Origin of the sequence: Hymenobacter plasmatis, assembly GCF_020711255.1 — a bacterium.
Lineage (GTDB): Bacteria > Bacteroidota > Bacteroidia > Cytophagales > Hymenobacteraceae > Hymenobacter.
In genome coordinates this window covers 144,982-164,553 of the sequence record NZ_JAJFAW010000002.1, presented here as the reverse complement: position 1 = coordinate 164,553, position 19,572 = coordinate 144,982, and the positions used below count along the sequence as shown (strand labels likewise).

18 protein-coding genes are annotated in these 19,572 nt (G+C 59.2%); 2 read left to right on the top strand and 16 right to left on the bottom strand.

What is annotated here, in order from left to right; all coding sequences use genetic code 11:
- Positions 1–19 precede the first annotated feature (19 nt).
- Genes rpsB through rplM form a run of 3 tightly spaced genes read right to left on the bottom strand, consistent with a single transcriptional unit; the run spans position 20 to position 1,680 of the window.
- A complete protein-coding gene (gene rpsB / locus LJ738_RS02005) occupies positions 20–787 on the bottom strand; it encodes a 30S ribosomal protein S2 (protein ID WP_227784656.1) in 768 nt (255 codons plus the stop codon).
- An 18-nt stretch (positions 788–805) separates the two neighbouring features.
- On the bottom strand, positions 806–1,192 hold the full coding sequence (gene rpsI / locus LJ738_RS02000) for a 30S ribosomal protein S9 (RefSeq protein WP_046246877.1): 387 nt from the start codon (positions 1,190–1,192) through the stop codon (positions 806–808).
- 35 nt (positions 1,193–1,227) lie between these two features.
- A complete protein-coding gene (gene rplM, locus LJ738_RS01995) occupies positions 1,228–1,680 on the bottom strand; it encodes a 50S ribosomal protein L13 (protein WP_068191134.1) in 453 nt (150 codons plus the stop codon).
- A gap of 211 nt (positions 1,681–1,891) precedes the next feature.
- Between rplM and LJ738_RS01990 the strand changes: the two genes are divergently transcribed.
- A complete protein-coding gene (locus LJ738_RS01990) occupies positions 1,892–3,355 on the top strand; it encodes a hypothetical protein (protein WP_227784655.1) in 1,464 nt (487 codons plus the stop codon).
- 7 nt (positions 3,356–3,362) lie between these two features.
- On the opposite strand, the gene LJ738_RS01985 is transcribed toward LJ738_RS01990, so the two are convergent.
- The 5 genes from LJ738_RS01985 to recA all read right to left on the bottom strand — a co-directional run bounded on the left by LJ738_RS01985 (position 3,363) and on the right by recA (position 8,441).
- Positions 3,363–4,076 (bottom strand): RluA family pseudouridine synthase, encoded by a 714-nt coding sequence (locus tag LJ738_RS01985; RefSeq protein ID WP_227784654.1) that lies wholly within the window; start codon positions 4,074–4,076, stop codon positions 3,363–3,365.
- Between the two features lie 119 nt (positions 4,077–4,195).
- On the bottom strand, positions 4,196–5,269 hold the full coding sequence (locus LJ738_RS01980; protein WP_227784653.1) for a sensor histidine kinase: 1,074 nt from the start codon (positions 5,267–5,269) through the stop codon (positions 4,196–4,198).
- Positions 5,270–5,390: 121 nt separating this feature from the next.
- Positions 5,391–6,092, bottom strand: a complete 702-nt coding sequence (locus LJ738_RS01975; RefSeq protein ID WP_410779905.1) for a response regulator — start codon at positions 6,090–6,092, stop codon at positions 5,391–5,393.
- 300 nt (positions 6,093–6,392) lie between these two features.
- Positions 6,393–7,157: a DUF3108 domain-containing protein gene (locus tag LJ738_RS01970; protein WP_227784651.1), complete on the bottom strand. Its 765-nt coding sequence runs from the start codon at positions 7,155–7,157 to the stop codon at positions 6,393–6,395.
- Between the two features lie 186 nt (positions 7,158–7,343).
- Positions 7,344–8,441, bottom strand: a complete 1,098-nt coding sequence (recA, locus tag LJ738_RS01965) for a recombinase RecA (protein WP_227784650.1) — start codon at positions 8,439–8,441, stop codon at positions 7,344–7,346.
- Positions 8,442–8,787: 346 nt separating this feature from the next.
- Here recA and LJ738_RS01960 point away from each other — a divergent pair, with 346 nt between their 5' ends.
- Positions 8,788–9,852, top strand: coding sequence for a hypothetical protein (locus LJ738_RS01960; protein ID WP_227784649.1), 1,065 nt, complete (start codon positions 8,788–8,790; stop codon positions 9,850–9,852).
- A gap of 41 nt (positions 9,853–9,893) precedes the next feature.
- Here LJ738_RS01960 and LJ738_RS01955 read toward each other — a convergent pair whose 3' ends face one another.
- The 8 genes from LJ738_RS01955 to LJ738_RS21415 form a co-directional block, all read right to left on the bottom strand.
- Positions 9,894–10,451, bottom strand: coding sequence for a GNAT family N-acetyltransferase (locus LJ738_RS01955; protein WP_227784648.1), 558 nt, complete (start codon positions 10,449–10,451; stop codon positions 9,894–9,896).
- A gap of 174 nt (positions 10,452–10,625) precedes the next feature.
- Positions 10,626–11,051: a hypothetical protein gene (locus LJ738_RS01950; RefSeq protein ID WP_227784647.1), complete on the bottom strand. Its 426-nt coding sequence runs from the start codon at positions 11,049–11,051 to the stop codon at positions 10,626–10,628.
- 119 nt (positions 11,052–11,170) lie between these two features.
- Entirely contained in the window at positions 11,171–12,127 is a 957-nt protein-coding gene (locus tag LJ738_RS01945; RefSeq protein WP_227784646.1) for an AAA family ATPase, read from the bottom strand.
- A 105-nt stretch (positions 12,128–12,232) separates the two neighbouring features.
- A complete protein-coding gene (locus LJ738_RS01940; RefSeq protein ID WP_302715997.1) occupies positions 12,233–13,612 on the bottom strand; it encodes a peptidylprolyl isomerase in 1,380 nt (459 codons plus the stop codon).
- A 239-nt stretch (positions 13,613–13,851) separates the two neighbouring features.
- Positions 13,852–16,170: a peptidylprolyl isomerase gene (locus LJ738_RS01935; protein WP_227784644.1), complete on the bottom strand. Its 2,319-nt coding sequence runs from the start codon at positions 16,168–16,170 to the stop codon at positions 13,852–13,854.
- Between the two features lie 309 nt (positions 16,171–16,479).
- Positions 16,480–16,893, bottom strand: coding sequence for an ATP-binding protein (locus LJ738_RS01930; RefSeq protein ID WP_227784643.1), 414 nt, complete (start codon positions 16,891–16,893; stop codon positions 16,480–16,482).
- Positions 16,894–17,004: 111 nt separating this feature from the next.
- Positions 17,005–17,334 carry an STAS domain-containing protein gene (locus LJ738_RS01925; protein WP_227784642.1) on the bottom strand — a complete coding sequence of 110 codons (330 nt, stop codon included), beginning with the start codon at positions 17,332–17,334 and terminating at the stop codon, positions 17,005–17,007.
- A gap of 15 nt (positions 17,335–17,349) precedes the next feature.
- Positions 17,350–19,449, bottom strand: a complete 2,100-nt coding sequence (locus LJ738_RS21415) for a PP2C family protein-serine/threonine phosphatase (protein WP_227784641.1) — start codon at positions 19,447–19,449, stop codon at positions 17,350–17,352.
- Between the last annotated feature and the right edge of the window lie 123 nt (positions 19,450–19,572).

Genomic DNA, 19,572 nt, shown 5'->3' with positions numbered 1-19,572 from the left:
TCAAAGAGCTAAGAAGGGACTATTCTTCGTCAGCAGCCGTTTTTTCGGCGATGGCAGCCTCGTCGGCTTCCTTGCGCTCGGCGTCTTCTTTGTCAACTTTGCGCTCCGACAGGCCGTCTTCGATGGCCTTGCCAATCACGCCCACGATGAGCTGAATGGACTTCGAGGCGTCGTCGTTGGCAGGAATCGGGAACTGTACCAATTCGGGGTTCGAGTTCGTGTCGCAGATAGCAAACACCGGGATGCCCAGTTTGTGAGCTTCTTTCACGGCGATATGCTCGCGCTTCACGTCCACTACGAACAGAGCAGCGGGCAGACGGCCGAGGTCGGCGATACCACCGAGTACGCGGTCGAGTTTGGCGCGCTCACGCGACATCATCAGCTTCTCACGCTTGGCGAGAGCGGCGTAGGCCGTGTTCTCTTTCACCATCTTGTCGATGGTGGCCATCTTCTTCAGGCTCTTGCGAACCGTGGCGAAGTTGGTGAGCATGCCGCCCAACCACCGGTCGGTAACGAAAGGCATCTTCAAACGCTCGGCTTCCGTCGTAACGATTTCCTGCGCCTGCTTTTTCGTGGCTACGAACATGATTTTGCGGCCGCTCTTCGCGATGTTGCGAATAGCTTGGGCTGCGTAATCGAGCGAAACCAGCGTTTTGTTGAGGTCAATAATGTGGATGCCGTTCTTCTCCATGAAGATGTACGGCGCCATTTTGGGGTCCCACTTGCGGGTGAGGTGACCAAAGTGGGCACCTGCGTCGAGCAGGTCCTTATAGGTAGTCTGGGCCATGATATATTTCCTCCTGGATTAGCGTTTCGAGAACTGGAACGAGCGACGAGCTTTGCGCTTGCCGAATTTCTTGCGTTCCACCATGCGCGGGTCGCGGGTCAGAAAGCCTTCCTTCTTCAAAGCAGGACGGGTTTCTTCGTTGTCGCTAACCAGAGCCTTGGTGATAGCCAAACGGATAGCCTCGGCCTGAGCCGAAATGCCGCCGCCGCGCACGTTCACCTTGATGTCGTACTGGCCGACTTGCTCCAGGATTGCCAGGGGTTGGTTCACGACGTTTTCCAGCAACTCGTTGCTGAAATACGACTTCATGTCCCGGTCATTGATAGTGATATTCCCTTGCCCGGCCTGCATGTAAATGCGGGCCACCGAGGTTTTTCTTCTACCAGAGGTGTTGGTAATTGCCATTTAGTGGAAAAATAAAAGCGTAAGCCGTCGTTGGCTTACAGGTTTTTGAGTTCGATAGCAACGGGCTGCTGCGCTTCGTGCGGATGCTCCATGCCGGCGTACACGTACAGGTTGCGGTACTGAGCCGAACCCAACTTGTTGCCTTGCAGCATGCCTTTCACGGCGTGCTCAATTACACGGCGCGAGTCGCGGTTCATTTGCTCGCGTACGGTGCGACGCTTCTGGCCGCCGGGGTAGCCCGAGTGCGTGATGTAGACCTTCTCGGTCATTTTTTTGCCCGTAACGCGCAGGTTGTCGGCATTGAGAACGATGACGTTGTCACCGCAGTCCGAGTTGGGCGTAAACGAAGGCTTGTGCTTGCCGCGCAGAATGTTGGCAATCTGCGAGCAAACGCGGCCCAGCGGGGCTACGCTGGCGTCTACGATAACCCAGCTCTTCTGGGCGTTGGCCTTATTGACGTGGGTCGTCTTGAAGCTCAGGTGGTCCATGAGTCGAAAAAAAGGTATGCTAAACTATTGAATAAGAGTTCGAAGCCCCTACGGCTTCGGGAAAAACGGACACAAAGGTACTGATTTATGGGGAAATAGGCAAACATGGACGAGTAGTTTTTCTGTCGTCGTCCGAAGTTAAGCCCCGCCGCAGCTGGGCACTACTGGCAGCCAAGTGAGCACAAGCGTACTTTTGGGCCTTTCGTTCCTTATGAATCCAACGGCTCCTATTTCAGATTGTTCGGCTTCCAACGGCCGCGCCCGACTGTTACTGGCCGTATTCCTGGGGATATCGGTGGTGGTGGCGTTCCTTACGAAGAGTACCTACGATTCGGGCGACAGCATCCAGCACTACCTGTTTGCGCGCTACGCCTTTCAGTACCCCATGAATTACATGGATTCGTGGGCCAAGCCGTTGTTTACGCTGCTGGCCTCCCTGCCGGCGCAGGCCGGGTTTATGGGCATGAAGCTGTTCCAGTGCGGAGTGGTGGCGTTGTCAGCGTGGTGCGCGTTTGTGGTGGCCCGGGCCCTGCGCCTGCCTGCGCCGGAATTGGCCATTCTGTTCGCCTACGCCGCGCCCGATTATTTCTTCATTCAGTTCTCTGGCCTCACCGAGCCGCTGTTTGGCTTGGTGCTGGTAGGCTCGGTTGCGCTGGCCGTTACGGGCCGGCCTGGGTGGTCGGCGGCGCTTATTTCCCTGTTGCCCTTCGTCCGCTCCGAAGGCTTTATGCTCATCGGCATTTGGGCGGTCTACCTCGTGTGGGAGCGGCAGTGGCGGTTTTTGCCGTTGCTACTGCTGGGCTATGCAGTGTTTAGCGCCGTGGGCGCGGTAGTGCTCGGCGACTTGGGCTGGGTTTTTGGCCACAATCCCTATGCTACGGTGTCGGTGTATGGGCACGGCGACTGGGACCATTTCTGGATTCATCTGCCCTACCTGCTGGGCCGGGTGTTTTGGGCCCTCGCGCTTATCGGCGCCGGGCGCATGCTGCTCGACTGCTTCCGGTCCGAGCGCCGCCGGGCCCCGCTGTTCCGGGCCGAGCTATTCCTGATTTACGGAAGCATCGTCGTGTTCGTGGGGGCCCACACTATTTTCTGGGCCAAAGGGCTGTTCAATTCTTTTGGCCTGACGCGGGTGCTTACCGTGACCACGCCATTATTTGCCGTGGCGGCCCTCAGCGGCCTGGCCGGCGTGGCACGGGTGGGGCAGACGCTGGCCGCCCGGCGTCGCATCCGCATCGCGGTGGCGGTAGCAGCCGTGCTGTTTCCGGCTGTGGAGCCGGGCAGCGACTTTCCCTGGCAGCACGATTTTGCACGGACGCCTGACCAGCAAGTGGTGGAAAGTGCGGCGGCCTGGATACGCCGGAAATATGGCCCCGTGTCGCGGCCCTTGGCGTATGAGTTTCCTTACGTGGCCGTGGCGACGCGCAACAACTTCTTCGACCCCAAAGACCATCCCGGTATCGTCCTGGATAAAGACGGGCAGGTCGCGTCGCTGCCCGTGGGCGGCCTTCTGGTGTGGGATGATTGGTACACGCCCGTAGAGCGCCACGTGTACTTGAATAAGGTTCGGGCCGATGCCCGCTTCCGGCAAATGTGGCAAGACTCCCTGCCCCGCCACCCGCTACACCCGGAGCGCGACACCACTCGCATCATCGTGTTCGAGCGGGTGCGCTGAGGCAAGGCTATTGGTTCTGCCGCAAAGCTTCCACCAGCACTCGGAAGTCCTTGGGATAAGGAGCCTCTACCACTATTTCTTCGCCCTGCAGCCCCGTGAATTGCAGGCGCATGGCGTGCAAAGCAAAGCGCTTGATGAAGGGCTGCTCTTCCTCGCCGGCCTTCATATTAAATTTCTTCTTCAGGGAAGAAAGGAAAAAATCTTCCCCACCATAAAGCGTGTCGCCCACGATGGGGGCCTGCAAATACATGAGGTGCAGGCGAATCTGGTGCATGCGGCCCGTGACGGGCTCGCAGAGGATAAGCGAGTGGCGGGTGAAATTCTCGAGCGTGGTAAAGTGCGTTTCGGCTGCTTTGCCTTTGTAGGCGAGGCGGGCCTTGCCCCGCGTCGTGTTTTCGATGCTGCGCTCCACAATCTGATTGTCGAACTGCGGCGTGCCCCACACCACGGCGTGGTACTGCTTTTTCACCTCGCGGTTTTCGAACTGCATGGCGAGGTGGCGGTAGGCTTCGGGGTTTTTGGCGAAGGCCAGCGCGCCACTAGTTTCGCGGTCGAGGCGGTGGGCGGCCTGAATGTCGTCGTGGTGCTGGCGGGCGAGCCGCAGCATGTTGGGCGCGCCGCCCACCCGCTCGTCGAGCGTGGCCAGGAACGGGGGCTTGTTAACGACGAGGTAATCGTCGTTTTCAAAAATAACGAGGTCGGAAAAATTGGGAAGCTTCATACGAAGCCCCAAAGGTACGGCCCGCGTGCTGCCGCGCTTGCGCCGGAACGCTACCGCTTCAGGTAGCCCAATGGATTAGTTGAGCTGAATTGATGCTTTGACCCGCGCCGCAGCCCAGTCTATTTGTCGCGCGGGCTGATGTTTCCGCTTTTGGGCTTGCTCAACTTAAATTCCAGCGTCGTGCCTTCCCCGATGGTACTTTTTACCCGAATGCTGGATTTGTGGGCTTCCACAATGTGCTTGCTGATGGCGAGGCCCAGGCCGGAGCCGCCCGATTCGCGCGAGCGGCTTTTGTCGATGCGATAGAACCGCTCGAAGATGCGCGACTGGTGCTCCGGCGCGATGCCTGCGCCGTCGTCGCGCACGGAAATGCGCACCGAGCGGCCGGATTCTACCAGGCCCACCACCACCCGGCCCTGCTCGCGGCCGTACTTGATGGCGTTGTCAACCAGGTTCACCAGCACCTGGCGGATGCGGTTACGGTCGGCGACTACCTGCAGGCCCGTTTCGGGAAGGTTGGGCGGAAACAGCTCGAGGGCCGTGCCACGCCGGGCAGCCTGCTGCTCCAGCAGCTCAAATATCTCACGCACCAGCGCCACCAGGTCGAAGCGCTGGCGGCGCATGCGCACCACGCCTTTTTCGAGCTGGGCAATGGTGACTAGGTCCTGCACCAGGGCATCGAGCGTGTCGAGGCTGGCGGCGGCTTTGCTCAGAAACTTCCGGCGTGTGGCCAGGTCAATTTCGTCGTCTTCGTCGTCCAAGATGGTGTGCACGAAGCCCTGGGCGGCGAAGAGCGGCGTTTTCAATTCGTGCGAGACGTCGGCCAGGAACTCCCGGCGCAGCGCCTGCAGGCGCACTAGTTCGTCGAGCTCCTGCTGACGGCGCTCGGCCATTAGCAGGATTTCATCGCGCACGCGCTTCACGGGCTCGGGCCGAAACAGGAATTTGTTGCTCAGGCGCTTGAACTCCTTGCGCTTGATGTGCTCCAGGCCCGCGTAGATGCCGTTGATTTCCCGAAAAATGAGCGCCTCAAACGACAAATACACCAGCAAGAAGCACGCAGCTACCGTGATGCCCGCCGCCAGAAAGGCTTCCCGGAACGGCAGCATGGGCCCAAAATGGGCATAGGCAGTGAGCACACCGGCCACCAGTAGCGCAATGAGGATGGCAATGGTGCGGGAAGAGAGGTTCATTTCATTTAGCAATTAACATTTATCCTTTAACAGCCCAGAGTTCCGCCCACGAAAAGTACGGCGGGGAGCAATATCTGCCCGCTGAGCTGTCGAATGTTAATTGACAAATGGTTAAGGACAATCAGTCGGCGTTGAACTTATAACCCACGCCTTTAATGGTCTGGATGTGGTGGTCGCCGACTTTTTCGCGGACTTTGCGCACGTGCACGTCCACGGTGCGGGCCAGCACAAACACGTCGTTGCCCCATATATTCTTGAGCAGCTCTTCGCGGTTAAACACCTTGTGGGGCGAGGCCGCCAGGAACGCCAGCAGCTCAAACTCCTTCTTGGGCAGCGTGATTTTGCGCCCCGCCTGGTACACGGCAAAGCCGGTGCGGTCGATGCGCAGCCCGTTGATGTCGATGGCGTCGACGGCGGCGTGGGGGTCGTGGTCGCGGCGCTTCACGGCGGCCAGGCGGCTGAGGAGTGCGCGGGGCTTAATGGGCTTGGCGATAAAATCGTCGGCGCCAGCTTCGAAAGCGGCTACTTCGGAGAATTCTTCGGCCCGGGCCGTAAGGAATAGGATGTACGTGTCCTTGAACTTGGGCTGCTCGCGTAGGAGGCGGCAAGCCGCAATCCCGTCAAGGTTGGGCATCATCACATCGAGCAGGATGATGTCGGGGTGGAAATCGGCGGCTACGGCCAGGGCTTTGCGGCCGTCGCTGGCCGAGGCGGTCTGGTAGCCTTCTTTCTTCAGGTTGAACTCCAGCAGCTCAACAATGTCCGGGTCGTCATCGACCACGAGAATCTTGTACACGGGCGATTTGGGAGCAGTCACGGCGATTGGGCTTAAGTGAAGCAAAGCAATGGTGCTGCAAAAGTACCGATTGCTGAGTCCCTGGCTATGTTACGTTTATGTGACCAACGCTCGCCCCACGTGCGGTGTGGCTGTAGGTGTAGCTGGCGCAGCTCAACTTTAACCAGCTCAGCCCAAGACCAGCCCAACGAATCGTTATTGGGCTTAGCTGCGAATGTTCTTTGGAATTCGTTCTACCTAAAAAGATAAAAGGCCCCAGCTCAATTAAGAGCCAGGGCCTTTGTAGTTGTGAGCTGATTACCTGCCGTTTCCCAAAAGGAAATTGAGCTAGTTTGCCATGTTTAGGCGGTACTTCAGGCCCTGGTACTTCACCATGTCCACTTTCACGGTCCCCACGAACATTTCGGCCTGAAACAGCACCGGAATCTTGTTGCGGTCGTCGGAAAGGTATACGGAAATGGCGTTTTCGCCCCGGAAGAGCTTGTTGTTGGGCAGCTTGGGCACCAACTTGAACGTGTGCACGTCGCCGGCTTTGGTTTCCACAATTTCGCGGCCCTTGTACACAACTTCAAGCATGAAGTTGTCGCCGTCGAGGTAGCCAGGCACTTTGATGATTTCACCCACCCGCATGCGGTCAAAGTTGAACGTGCGCAGGTAATAAAAGCCGCTCACCAGCTCCAGGGTGTTGTTGGCCACTTTCACGGTGGTGCGCTTGGGGTTGTCCTTGTCGTGGTCCTGCACCTCGGCCACGTCGTGGATGTGGTCGTAATTGATGGTTTCCTTCTTGCGATAGTTCTTCTCCGCAATGTCGCGCTGCGAACGCAGGGGCAGGATGCTGGTCGTGTCGATGTAAGCGCGCCACTGGTCGCGGATGCGCAGGAAAAAATCGAACGAGCCCGTGGTGCGGCCGCTCACGGTGGCCTTGTAGCAGGGCCGGTCGTTCACGCGCTCCAGGCTGCCGGCGGTTTCTACCGTGGCTTCGCCGCCGTTGATGAGGCCGTAGTGCACGGTGTACCGGATGACCTCACCGCGGCCAAAGCTGGACTGCGGAATAAACCGAACGGCGTCGCCGGGGCCTAAAGCGGGCTGCATGGCCACCAAGAGCAACAAAACAAGCGGAGTAAAGAGGAGCCAAAGGCGGTTCATAAGATTAAAAAGAAGAGAAGCCAGACCCGGTCCTGACAAACGCAGTGCCAGCCTGCAGACAGGTAAAGATACGGACGTAAAAAAGCCCGCTGCGGATTGCAACGGGCTTTTGAATATTCAGGTTCAACTCGCTTACAGCGTGTCTTCGCCGTCTTCAACGATGCTCAGGTCCACGGGGATGACATCGTCGTCGCCCTTCGCCATTGCACGAATTTTGGCTTCAATCTCATTGGCCAGCTCGGGGTTGTCGAGCAGCAGGGTTTTCACCGCTTCGCGGCCCTGGCCAATTTTGGTGTCGCCGTAGTTGAACCACGAACCCGACTTGCCGATGATGCCCATGTCGACGCCCAGGTCCACAATCTCACCGACTTTCGAAATGCCCTGGCCGTAGATGATGTCGAACTCGACCACCTTGAAGGGCGGCGCTACTTTGTTCTTCACCACCTTCACCTTGGTGCGGTTACCGGTCACGTTGTCCTTGTCTTCCTTGATTTGGCCGATACGACGGATGTCGAGGCGCACCGAAGCGTAGAATTTCAGGGCGTTACCACCGGTGGTGGTTTCGGGCGAGCCGAACATCACACCGATTTTCTCGCGCAGCTGGTTGATGAACACGCAGCAGCAGCCGGTCTTGTTGATGGTACCGGTGAGCTTACGCAGGGCCTGGCTCATGAGGCGGGCGTGCAGGCCCACTTTCGAGTCACCCATGTCGCCTTCCAATTCGCCTTTCGGCACGAGGGCGGCCACGGAGTCAATCACTATGATGTCGATGGCACCCGAGGAAATCAGCTGGTCGGCGATTTCCAACGCTTGTTCACCATTATCGGGCTGAGCAATGAGCAGGTTGGTGGTGTCGATGCCGAGTTTCTCGGCGTAGGATTTGTCGAAAGCGTGCTCGGCGTCGATGAACGCGGCCATGCCGCCTTTCTTCTGCGCCTCGGCAATCATGTGCATCGTGAGGGTGGTCTTACCCGACGATTCCGGGCCGTAGATTTCCACCACGCGGCCACGGGGCACGCCGCCAATGCCCAAGGCAATGTCGAGCGAGAGCGAACCGGTGCTGATGCTCGGGATGTCGCCAACCTTGTTGTCGCTGAGCTTCATCACGGTGCCTTTGCCATAGGCTTTGTCCAGCTTGTCAAGAGTGAGCTGGAGGGCTTTCATTTTTTCGGCCGCGACGTTGGTCTCGGCCTTGTCCGCTTTTGAAGCTTTGTCAGTAGCTACTGCCATGGGGATAGGAAAAAGGAATTAGGTTTGGTAAAGTTAAGGGTTTTGGTGCCGTCGCAATCGAATAAAACTATTCCTTGGTTAGGACTACGAAGAAGCCCTTTTACGTCGGCTTTTTCTAACACAATGCTCAGCGGTTTCGTGCCGTTGAAAGCAGAAATATATGGCGAATTATCTAAAAATTTTAGTTGCCCTTGTAGGTGTGCTAATTACAGTGGGAGAAGCGCGGGCGCAACTGGATAATCGGGCCTTTATTAGTCCTCCTGCCCAGTGGCCTCAAACCAAAACAGAATCCGATGCCTTGTACAGTAAACAAGGAAAAGAGGTTGATTCGGCGACTGTAAATTCCTTGCGTTCTCATGCTCCCGCCAAGGCCGGCGACATAAGGATTTCGCTCAACGCCTTCGTTTTCTTTAAAGACAACGAGTACTTCAACAAAATCGTCGACGGCTACACGCTCTACGGCACGCAGCTCAATCCGCAGCTTGTTTATTACCCCATCAAAGACCTGCGCCTCGAAGGCGGCGTGTTTCTGTGGAAGGACTTCGGCAACCCGGTCTTGCAGCAGGTGCGGCCCACGTTCCGGGCCACCTGGACCACTGGCAAGCAGCAGATAATATTGGGCAACATCCGGCCCCATCTGGCCCACAACTACATCGAGCCAATGTTCAACTTCGAGCGGGCCATGCTCAACCCGCTAGAGGAAGGCATCCAGGTGCGCTACCAGGGCACCCGGCTGTTTGTAGACCAGTGGGTGGACTGGCAGCGCCAGCAGTACCGCTATAGCAACTACCAGGAAGAAGTGGCGGGGGGCATCAGCAGCAACTACCGCCTCAGCCGCGATGGCAGCCCTTGGGAGGTGGCGGTGCCGTTTCAGTTCACGGCCATCCACCACGGCGGGCAGATTGATACCCTCGACAAGCCCCTGCAAACGGTGTTCAACGAGGCCCTGGGGCTGGAAGCACGGCACCGTCTGGCCGGGCCCACTGTGCAGGCCGTGCGGCTCAACGGCTACGTGCTCGGCTACCAGGACTACTCCTTCACGAAGGGCCAGTTTCCCTTCCGCTACGGCCGGGCCCTGTACCTGAACGCCACCCTCGAAACCCGCTACGCCGATGTGATGCTGAGCTACTGGCAGGGTTCGCGCTTCATCTCGCCGCTCGGGGGCGACTTGTACCAGAGCGCCTCGCGCACCGTGTCGAACCCGGACTTTGTGGACCCAAAACGCAAGATTGTGATGCTGCGGCTGCTGCACGACTTCCGCATCTCCGACGCGGCCTCGCTCACGGCCCGGGTGGAGCCGCTGTTCGACCTCAATGCCAAGCTGCTGGACTATTCTTTCGGCATGTACCTGAATTTCCGGCAGGACTGGCTGCTGGGCAACGCGGCCAAACGCGTGCGCGTGGCGCAGTAATACTACGCTTTAGCTCAGAATCCGCCCAACGAAACGCTGCCTCACGCCAGCCGGCCCGCAGCCGTCAGCACAAAGCGCTGGATGTTGCCCACCGCGTCAGCGTTGCGGAACCAGAGCGGGCGCCTAGGCTGAGGCTCGGGCAGGAAGCCTGCGGCGCGGGCCACGGCCTGGCCCCGCGCGTTCTGGGCGTAGCAGCGAATGAGCAGGCGCTGGCTGCCCAGCGCACCAAAGCCAAACTGCACCACAGCAGCCAGCGCCTCCCGGGCGTAGCCGTGGCCTTCGGCGGCGGCGGCGAGGTAGTAGCCAATTTCGGCCTGGCCCTTGGACTGCGGCATAATGCAGATATCGCCCAGGTAAGTGCCGTGGGCACGATGCCAGAGCCCAAATACGTAGAAGCGGCCCGTGCGCCAGTCGTCGGCAAAGGCCCGCAGGGCCACGGTGGCGTCGGGGAGGGTGCGCACGGCCTGGAGGCGGTCGGGAAAGGAGGTGCGAAAGCGGCCGCGGTCGCCATCGAGCAGGGCGAAGAACTCGGGCGCGTCGGTCAGCTCGTAGGGGCGCATGCAAAGGCGCGACGTGAGCAGTGGAGTGCGAGGCAGCATGAATTCTTGATACGAAATAAGCCCGGCTGCGGCGACCGGCCGCCACCTGAACCCGGAGAAATAAGTTGGGCCAGTCCCTGGCTTGCTCAACTACAAGGGCTGAATAGGTACGAATAAAAAGGCCGCCTCTGTCTAGCAGAAGCGGCCTTTTTGTAAAAACATTGTCGGGTTGAGCTATTTGTTTACGCCTTCGTACTGGCTGGGGCTGCCCAGGGCCTGCTGCGTGCGCATCACGTTTACCTGGCGGGCCGCTTCGTTGAAGAATTCCAGCCGCCGGATGAGCATCTCCTTGGCCAATACCCGGCCTTCGGGGGTGCGCATGGTGCCGCGCTTGTCGGCGAGCACGCGCTCCATAGCGGCTAGGGTCTGGCCCTCGTGCTTCATAAACTGCTGCTGAAACTCGGCCAGCCGTGCCACACCGGTAGCGGTGAGCACGAAGTCTTCGCCGGCGCCTTGGTTCAGGACCTCGCACAGCACATATACTTCGATGGGCAGGCTGGTTTCAAGGGACGTGGTGCGCAGGTCTAGGCCGGCGGCAAGGGCATCGAGAATGATGCGCACGTTGCGCTCAAATTGCTGGTAGTAAGCTTGGGCTTCCATGGGCTTTCGTCATGTTGAGCGGAGCGAAACATCTTATCAGGTTCGCGCCGTCGGGAATACTAAATCTGACGAAAGCAGCTTTGATAAGATGCTTCCTTCGTCAGCATGACAGGCGAGTTTTACAAAAGTTCTTTCACAATCTGCTCCACGCCGATGCCTTCGGCTTCGGCTTTGAAGTTGCGCACGAGGCGGTGGCGCAGGATGGGCACCGCCACGGCGCGTACGTCCTCAATATCGGGCGAGTACTTGCCGTTGAGCAACGCGTTGCACTTGGCGCCCACAATGAGGTGCTGTGAGGCGCGCGGCCCTGCGCCCCACTCCAGTAGTTGCGTGGAGCGAGCCGCAGCGCGCTCGGTGCCGGGGCGCGTCTTGTGCACCAGGCTCACGGCGTATTCCACCACGTTGTCGGCCACCGGCACCCGGCGCACCAGCTCCTGGAATGCCTGAATATCGGCCGCGTGCAGGATTTTGTTTACCGAGTGCTTGCGGTCGGAGGTGGTGTTTTTGACGATGTTCAGCTCCTCAGCATAGGTGGGGTAGCCCAGCTCAATATTGAACATGAAGCGGTCGAGTTGCGCTTCGGGCAGGGGGTAGGTACCTTCCTGCTCAATAGGGTTTTGGGTGGCCAGTACGAAGAATGGGCGGGCCAACGCGTAGCGCTGCCCGGCCACCGTCACGGCGTATTCCTGCATCGACTCCAGCAGCGCGGCCTGGGTTTTGGGGGGCGTGCGGTTGATTTCGTCGGCCAGGATGATGTTGGCGAAGATGGGGCCCTTCACGAAGTGAAAATCCCGCTGCTGGTTCATCGTTTCGGAGCCCACAATGTCGGAGGGCATCAAATCCGGCGTGAACTGAATGCGGTTGAACGACAGGTCCAGGGAGTCGGCGATGGTTTGAATCAGCAGGGTTTTGGCCAGTCCGGGCACCCCCACCAGCAGGCTGTGCCCTTGCGAAAACACGGCGGTGAGCACCAGCCGCACCACTTCGTCCTGCCCTACGATGACTTTGCCGATTTCCTGGCGCAGCTTCTGGAAGGAGTCTGCCAGGGCATCGGCGGCTTCTTTGTCGTTCCTCATAGATTCAGCTAGTAGCTATTGGCAGAACACCATTAGCTATTGGTAGAGTAAAGTAAAGCGGAGGCCAGACAAAAAGCTAATGGCGCGCAGCCATTAGCCAGCGGTTTAGCGTTCGGCCACGTCCAGCACCTTGCACTGGGCGTACTCCGGCGCAATTTCCAGGTACACCGTGCCGCGGTTCTTCAGGAACCACTCGTCGAGCGCCTTGTTGCGCTTCTCGTTCAGGGCCGCGGCGGCAATCTTCTGGTAGTCTTCCTGCAGGTTGGCCTGGTGAGGCGGGGTGCTCGACTTCAGCCACAGAATACGCATGGCGTCCTTGCCGTCGTCGGTGCGGTAAGGCAGGGGCGGGGTGATGTGGCCCACCTTCATCGTGTCGATGGTAAAGAAGATGGCCGGGTCGAGCTTGTCGAGGGGCAGGCGCGAGCCACTGTCCTGGCGGTTCTGGAGCAGGCCGCCGTTGCCGACGCTGGACTTGTCCGCCGAATTGTCTTTGGCCGCTTTGGCAAAGCTGATGCTGTCGGACAGGATTTGGCGGCGCAGCTTGGTCAGGAGCTTGGCAGCTTCGCTGGCATCGGCGGCGCCGGTTTCGGGCTTGAGCAGGATGTGGCGCGTCGAAAACGTATTGCCCTTGCGTTCAATAAACTGAATAAGGTGGAAGCCGAACTGCGACTGCACTACGGGCGAAAGCTGCCCCGGCTCCAGCTTCATCGAAGCCGCTTCGTACTCCGGCACCAGCTCCCCGCGCTTGAAGAAGCCCAGGTAGCCGCCTTCTTTGGCCGAGCCCGGGTCCTGCGAGTACTGCTTGGCCAGGGTGGCAAAGTCGGCGCCGGCCAGCACCTGCGCCCGGATGTCGTTGAGCTTGGCAATGGCAGCCTGCTTGGCCTTCTCGTTCACCTGGGCAGGTACCACAATCTGGCCCACTTCCACCTCGGTGCTGAAGTAGGGCAAGCTGTCCTTGGGCACCTTGCTGAAATATTGAGCCACTTCGCGCGGGGTCACTGCCACCTTACCGGTGATGGTTTCCTGCATTTTCTGCTGCGTGAGCTGGTCTTTGATTTGCGGCCGCAGGTCGTCCTTCAGCGCCTTGATAGGCTTGTTGTATTGCTCTTCAAGGCGCTTTTCGGAACCAATCTGCTGCACGAAGTAGGCCATGCGGCGGTCTACCTCGCTGTTCACCTGCTTGTCGTCCACCGTCACGGAGTCGACTTCGGCGCGGGCCAGCATGAGCTTGTTCAGCACCAGGCTCTGCAGGATTTTGCATTTCAAGTCCGGCGGCAGGGGCTTGCCTTCGGCGCGGGCCACTTCCTGGGAGTAGATGTTTTCCACATCGGACTGTAGCACAATCTGGTTGTCCACCTTCACCACAATGCCGTCGAGCAGCTGCTGGCCTTTGGTGCGGGTAATGCCCAGCTGGGCTTGGGAAGTGGGGGCAAAGCCCAGTAGCAACAGCAGCGTAAGCAGGGCCGACGCCGCAGCGCGATTCACTTTAAAAAGCATAGGGTAGTAGTGTAAAGCCGGCCGGCCAAATGCCGGGAGCTTGAGCCGTGCACGCATAACGCGCGAACAAGCCCACAAATTTCACGATAAATCCGTTGGCAGACAAAAACAAGGAGCCCGCGCCGGCCTAGAAGGTTGCAGCGGCCCGGCAGCGCGAAGCGGCGTTTCGGCCCCCACGGCCGTAGGGAGCCGAAACGCCGCTTCGCGCTGCCGGGCCAGCCCGGGCTTTATTTAGTTATGAGCTTGTTTACCTCGCCCTCGTTCACCTTCACCGGGCGCGCAGTGCGCAACTCATTAATCCATTCCTTCTCCAGGTAAGTCTGGTAGTCGGAAGTGGCCTGGCCGCGGGCTTCGGCCAGGGTTTTGGGGCCGGCCGGCAGGATTTTCTCGATGGTCACAGCGTTGTAGCGGCCGTCTTTCTGCACGGTGTAGGTGCCGGGGCCCTTGGCCATGAGCTCATCCACCAGCTTGTTGTCGCCTTTCTGGAACACGCGCTGCGTGATTTGCACCGACAGCGGGTTCTTCTCGTTCATTTCCGATTCGATGGCGGCGGGGTTCCCCGTAACCAGCCCAATCTGTACGCTGCCCTCGGCCGCCGGAGCAGCCTGCACTGTTTTGCTGATGCGGCGGGCCGGCACGCCCTGCGTCTGCAAGTACTTGGCGGCGGCATCGGCGCGGGCGCGGGCTAGGCTAGCCTTTTCGCCTTTCTTCACGCGGCCTGTGAATGTTACGCGGGCCAGGGTGTCCTGCAACATGCGCTTGGCTATGTCGGCCAGGGCATTACCCCCGGCTTTGCTCGGCGAGGCGGTGCCGGTGCCGAACGGCGCCGTTTTGGGCACGTTCCGGGTAACCTGGAAGCGGCCGGCTTTCAGCTCTTTCTGCACACGGGCTAGCAGGGCGGGCGTGGCGGCACTCACCACGGTGCCCTGCACGCGCTGGTCCCACTGGTACTTGGCCTGGTTGGCGGCGAAGTACTTCTTCAGGCCCACCGTGTCCTCAATGGCTTTGCTCCACACCTTCTCGTCCATCAACTGGAAGAGCAGGATGCCGTCGCGGTACTCCTTTACCAGCATGCGGTAGTCTTCGTACTTGTTTTCGAGGCTGCTCTTCTCAAAGTCGGTCAGCGACTGCTCCACGTACTGCTCGTAGAGCTGCTGCATGGCAAACGAGGGCTGCGCGCCGGTGCGGGGCCGCTGGTTCTGCTGCACATAGGTCAGGAAGTCCTTCACCGTATAGGGCTTGCCCATAATGGTGAACAGGGGCGAGTTGTCGTTTACGGCGCCTTTGCCGGCCTTGGTGCCCGCGGCCGGCGCCGCGTACTTAAAGCGGCCGGCTACCAGCGCGGTATCAGCCTTGCTGAAAACGTAGGTTTTAGCAGCTGGAATTTCCACAAACTTGTCTTCCTGCCGCACGCGCTTCAGGAAAGCAGCTTTGTTGAGCTCGGAGCGCGAGTCCTTGGCCACCTTGCTTTTCAGCGAAGCTTCCATGTCGGCAAACTTGGGCACCGGCTGCTTCTCAATCAGCTTGATGATGTGCCAGCCGTAGGGCGTTTGCACCGGGGCCGAAATGTCGCCAGGCTTTTGCAGCTTAAAGGCCACTTCCTCGAAGGAGGGAATCATGCGGCCCGTGCCGAAGGGCGGCAGCTCGCCGCCGTTGGCAGCCGAGCCGGCATCCTCCGAAAATTGAGCCACGAGCTTGTCCCAGTTTTCGCCCTTCTTCAGGCGGCTGTACAATTCATCCACTTTCTTCTTGGCAGTGAGCGAGTCGGACTTGGCCGCGTTGGCGTTCATCCGAATCATAAGGTGGGCCACCTTGATTTCGCCCTGTGCGGCCCGCTTGTCATTGACCTTGATGATGTGGTAGCCGAAGCGCGTGCGAATGGGGGCCGACACCTGGCCCACGGGCGTTTTGTAGGCCGCCGACTCAAATGGGTACACCATCTGCATGGCCGTGAAGTAGCCCAACTTGCCCGCGTTTTCCTTCGCCGAGGGGTCTTCGCTTAGGGTGCGGGCCAGCTGCGCAAAATCGGCGCCGCCCAGCGCCTGCTGGCGGATGCCCTCAATCTTTTTGTACGCGGCCAGCGTGTCCTGCGGCGTGGCATCGGGCGCCACGCGAATGAGGATGTGCGAGGCGTTCACCTCCTGGCTCATGCGGTCGTAGGCTTCGCGCACCAGCTGGTCGGTCACGCTTTTCTCCGTGAGGTAGGGCAGCGAGAGCTGCTGCCGGTAGCCGTCGAGCTCGCGCTTGAACGCCTGCGTGGTATCCAGGCCTTTCTGCTCGGCTTCCAGCACCTTGAGCCGGAAGTTGGTGTACAGGTCCAGGTAGTCGGTCACGCTTTGGCGGGTGCCAAAGTCGGGCGCCGAGCTGTTGTTCTTGCGGTACACGTAGGCAAACTCATTGGCCGGCACCGGGTAGTTGCCCAGGGTTTCGACGGCGGGCCCAGCCGCGGGCGAAGCCGTGGAGGCCGAAGCAGCCGGTTTAGAAGCCTGGCATCCAGCCAGCAGCGTAACGGCGGCAGCGCCGGCGTACAGAATGCGTTTGTGCATATAAAAAGTAAGAGACGATTGCGGCAAGCGGGAAGAAGCGGGCCGCGCGGGCATAAAAGTACCGATGCAAAATTAACTATTTTCCGGAGGTAAAGCAGCAAGTCCGGCTACCGCTGCAAGCGCCCCACAGTAAGTGACGAGAGAAAGCTTCAGCCCGGGTTTAATCACAATAAAAAGCAGAAAGACCAAAGGACAAGCTGAGCAGGCGGCGGTTTTTGAAATAAAAACCGGTCCTGCCCAGCCAGCCCAACCGGGGGCTGGGAAGCTGAACAGGACCGGTTGGGAGGCTGTGGGCGCAGTTCACCGACGTTAGGCCAGGTGCTTGCTTAGGTGGCAGACGGTGTGATTGCCGCGGGTAAAGAACTCGACTTTGTCCATGAGCCGGTTCACAAGCGTCATGCCCATGCCGCCCTTACGGCCCTGGCGAATGAAGTCGCGCAAGTCGGGGCTTTGGTGGGGCGCGGGCAGGAAGATGGTGTCGCCGTTGTCGGCAATTTCCACGTTCAGCTCGTGGTCATCGAGCTGCAGCTTGAGGTCCAGAAACTGGGTCTCGTCTTCGCCGTTGGCGTGGATAATGAAATTGGCCACTACCTCGTCTACGGCCAGCACCACTTGGTTGACCGTGATTTCGGGCAGCTGCCGGCTGCTGAGGTAATTCCGCACGAAGTCCCGCACCTGCTGGAGGTGGCTGCGGGAACAAGCAATGCGGAGCGCAGATTTCACTTCGAAAGTTTTGAGTGTTAGGGTTGAATGTTGGGTGAATGTGTTGAGCAGAAGGAAGGACGATGAAATCCTAATTAGCTCAACATTCAACCCTCAACATCCAACACTTTTTTAAGCGGCTTCTGCTTCGGTGGCGCTGGGAACGATGGTCATGAGGGCATCGAGCCCAAGAATTTCAAATACGTTGAATACCTTCTCTTGCATGTTGAAGAATATCAGCTTTACGTTGGCATCCTGAAAGCGCTGCAAGTGGGAAATGAATACGCCCAGGCCAGCCGAGGAAATGTAGCTGAGCTTGGCGCAGTCGACCAGCACCTTGCGGTAGTTGAGAATGTCTGGTTTAGCGAGCTCAGTATCAAGAACAATAGCGGAGCTAGCATCCAGCTCACCGTCCAGCAGGAGGGTGAGGGTATCGGCGGAGGGTTGGGCGGTAACTTTCATAATGAGGGCGATACGTCAGGCTAACAGTGGGGGTTGAGCCGACTTGAATTTTATAACCAGCAGGGTCTGGTCATCGTGGATGGGGTAGCCGTGGGTGAAGCCGTTCAGGTCGTTCAGAATAAACGACTTAATGCTCTCGGCATCCTGGAAATAACTTTCTTCCAGGCGCAGCTTCAGGCGGTCTTCGCCGTACTCGGCGCCCCCGGCGCCCCGCGCCTCCACGATGCCGTCGGTGTATATCACCATCACGTCGCCGGGGCTGTAGTCGTAAAACTGGTTTTTGATGTGCTTCTCGTAGGTCTCGTTCCGGATAATGCCTAGGCCGAGGCCCGTCGATTCGAAGTAGAAAACCTCCTCGCGCAGGGCGTGGTAGTACAGCGTGTGGCAGTGCCCGGCGCGGGCAAAGACGAAGCCGCCCTGCTCGTAGTCGATGATGTAGAGCGACGAGGTGATGAACGACGACCGTTCCAGGCAGTGGGAGAGGGCAGTGTTGGCCTGCGCCATAAACCGACTGGGCACTGGGAACTTGTCGCGCTCGTTCTTGGCCAGCGGATTTTCCTGCATCAGCGCATGGAAAATGCCTTTCATCTGGGCCATGTGGAAGGCGGCCGTCACGCCCTTGCCGCTCACGTCGCCGATGATGACGGCCAGCCGCCGGCCCGGCAGGTGCAGGAAGTCGTAGAAGTCACCGCCTACCTCTTTCGCCGCCAGCGAGTGCGAGCTGATTTCAAACCAGTTGTCGGTAGGCAGGTTTTTTGGAATGAGGCTGTCTTGCACCTGCGAGGCGATTTTCAGCTCTTCCTGGGTGCGCTGGTTTTCGAGCGAGGTGCGCACCAGCTCCAGGTTTTCGATGCTGAGCACCGCCTGGCTGGTGAAGGTCTGCAGAATGTTGAGGTCCTCGCGGTCGAAGGTGTGGGGCTCCACTTTCAGCAAGTGGAGCATGCCGTAGTTGTAGTGCAGCCCGCGTAGCGGCAGCTGCAGCAACGACCGAAACGCCTGCGGCAGCCCCGTAAAGCCCGGCCGCACGTTCAGGTCGTTGGTGATGAACTCGCCTTCCGGCAATTCGTGGCCCTTGAGCAGCTCCCGCAGAGAGTTGGCCTGCTCGGGCTGCAGGTTGTAGTAGAACGTGGCTTCTGAAGCGTCGACGCCGGCGTGGCCCGGGTCCAGGTCCAGCCACGCGGCCTCGGCCTGCACGGTTTGCACCGCCGACTCCAGCAGAATGTTGTAAACCTCGGCCGATGTCTGGCCGCGCTGAATAATCTGGGTGAGGCGCTGCAGGCGCAGAATTTCATTACGCCGCTGGTCGATGATGTCGGCAATGGGCATGTTGAAAAACGTGACCAGCAACCCCATTAGCGCATAAAAGGCCGAAAAGAAAGCGGTGAGCAATAGAAAGGCATACTGCGGCTGTGGCGCAATAAGCTGCGGGTCGACCTGCGTGATGCGGAAGTACTGCACAAAAATCAGCACCCCAAACAACAGGGCCGCCTGCAGCAGCACGGCGTTCCACTTGTCGCGCTGGCTGAGGTAGGCCACCCACTTCTGGTGGCCGCTGAGGTAGATGCCGTACAAACCTAGCAAGACCACCAGCGGAATGCCGATGTAGTTGGGCGGGTTCACGCCCAACAGGCGAAACAGCAGGGTAGCGCCCAGTGCCACCTCAAACGCCGTCCATTCGCGCTGGAGATGGGACGTAGAACGGAACAATACCAGCGCCCGCCACGCGTAGTTGGTACGGGCCAGAAAAATCACGAACAGCCCCAGGTTCAGCGTGTAGATGCTGGTAAAGAATACGCTGTTGTTGCTGAAGACGGGCTCGTCTTTCGCCAGCCGCTCCACCAGGTGCAGCGCCACGCAGCCCAGCGCCAGCAAGCCGGGACCCAACAGCAAGCGCCGCAGCAGCGGCACAAAGGCCTGCCCCTCGAGTGGCGACGGCTGGTACCGATAATATAGAAAAACGCCCAGCACAAAAGCGGCCTGGGTCAGCTGCGTGGTCCATTCCGGCCAGTTGCCCAGCCACGGGCCCGCTCCCGAGTGGCTGAGCGCACTAAGGAGCAGCAGCACCCAACTAAGCAGGCTAAAAGGCAACAGAAGCGAGAGTAAGCGTTTAGGCACAGACAAAACCAGGAAAAACACAAGCGCACCAGCCCGCCGCGTCTTCACTGACGCTCAATCGGCATGCAAGATACAATCAGCCATGCAAAATTGCCTTACCCATTGCTGCGCAAACGCAACGGG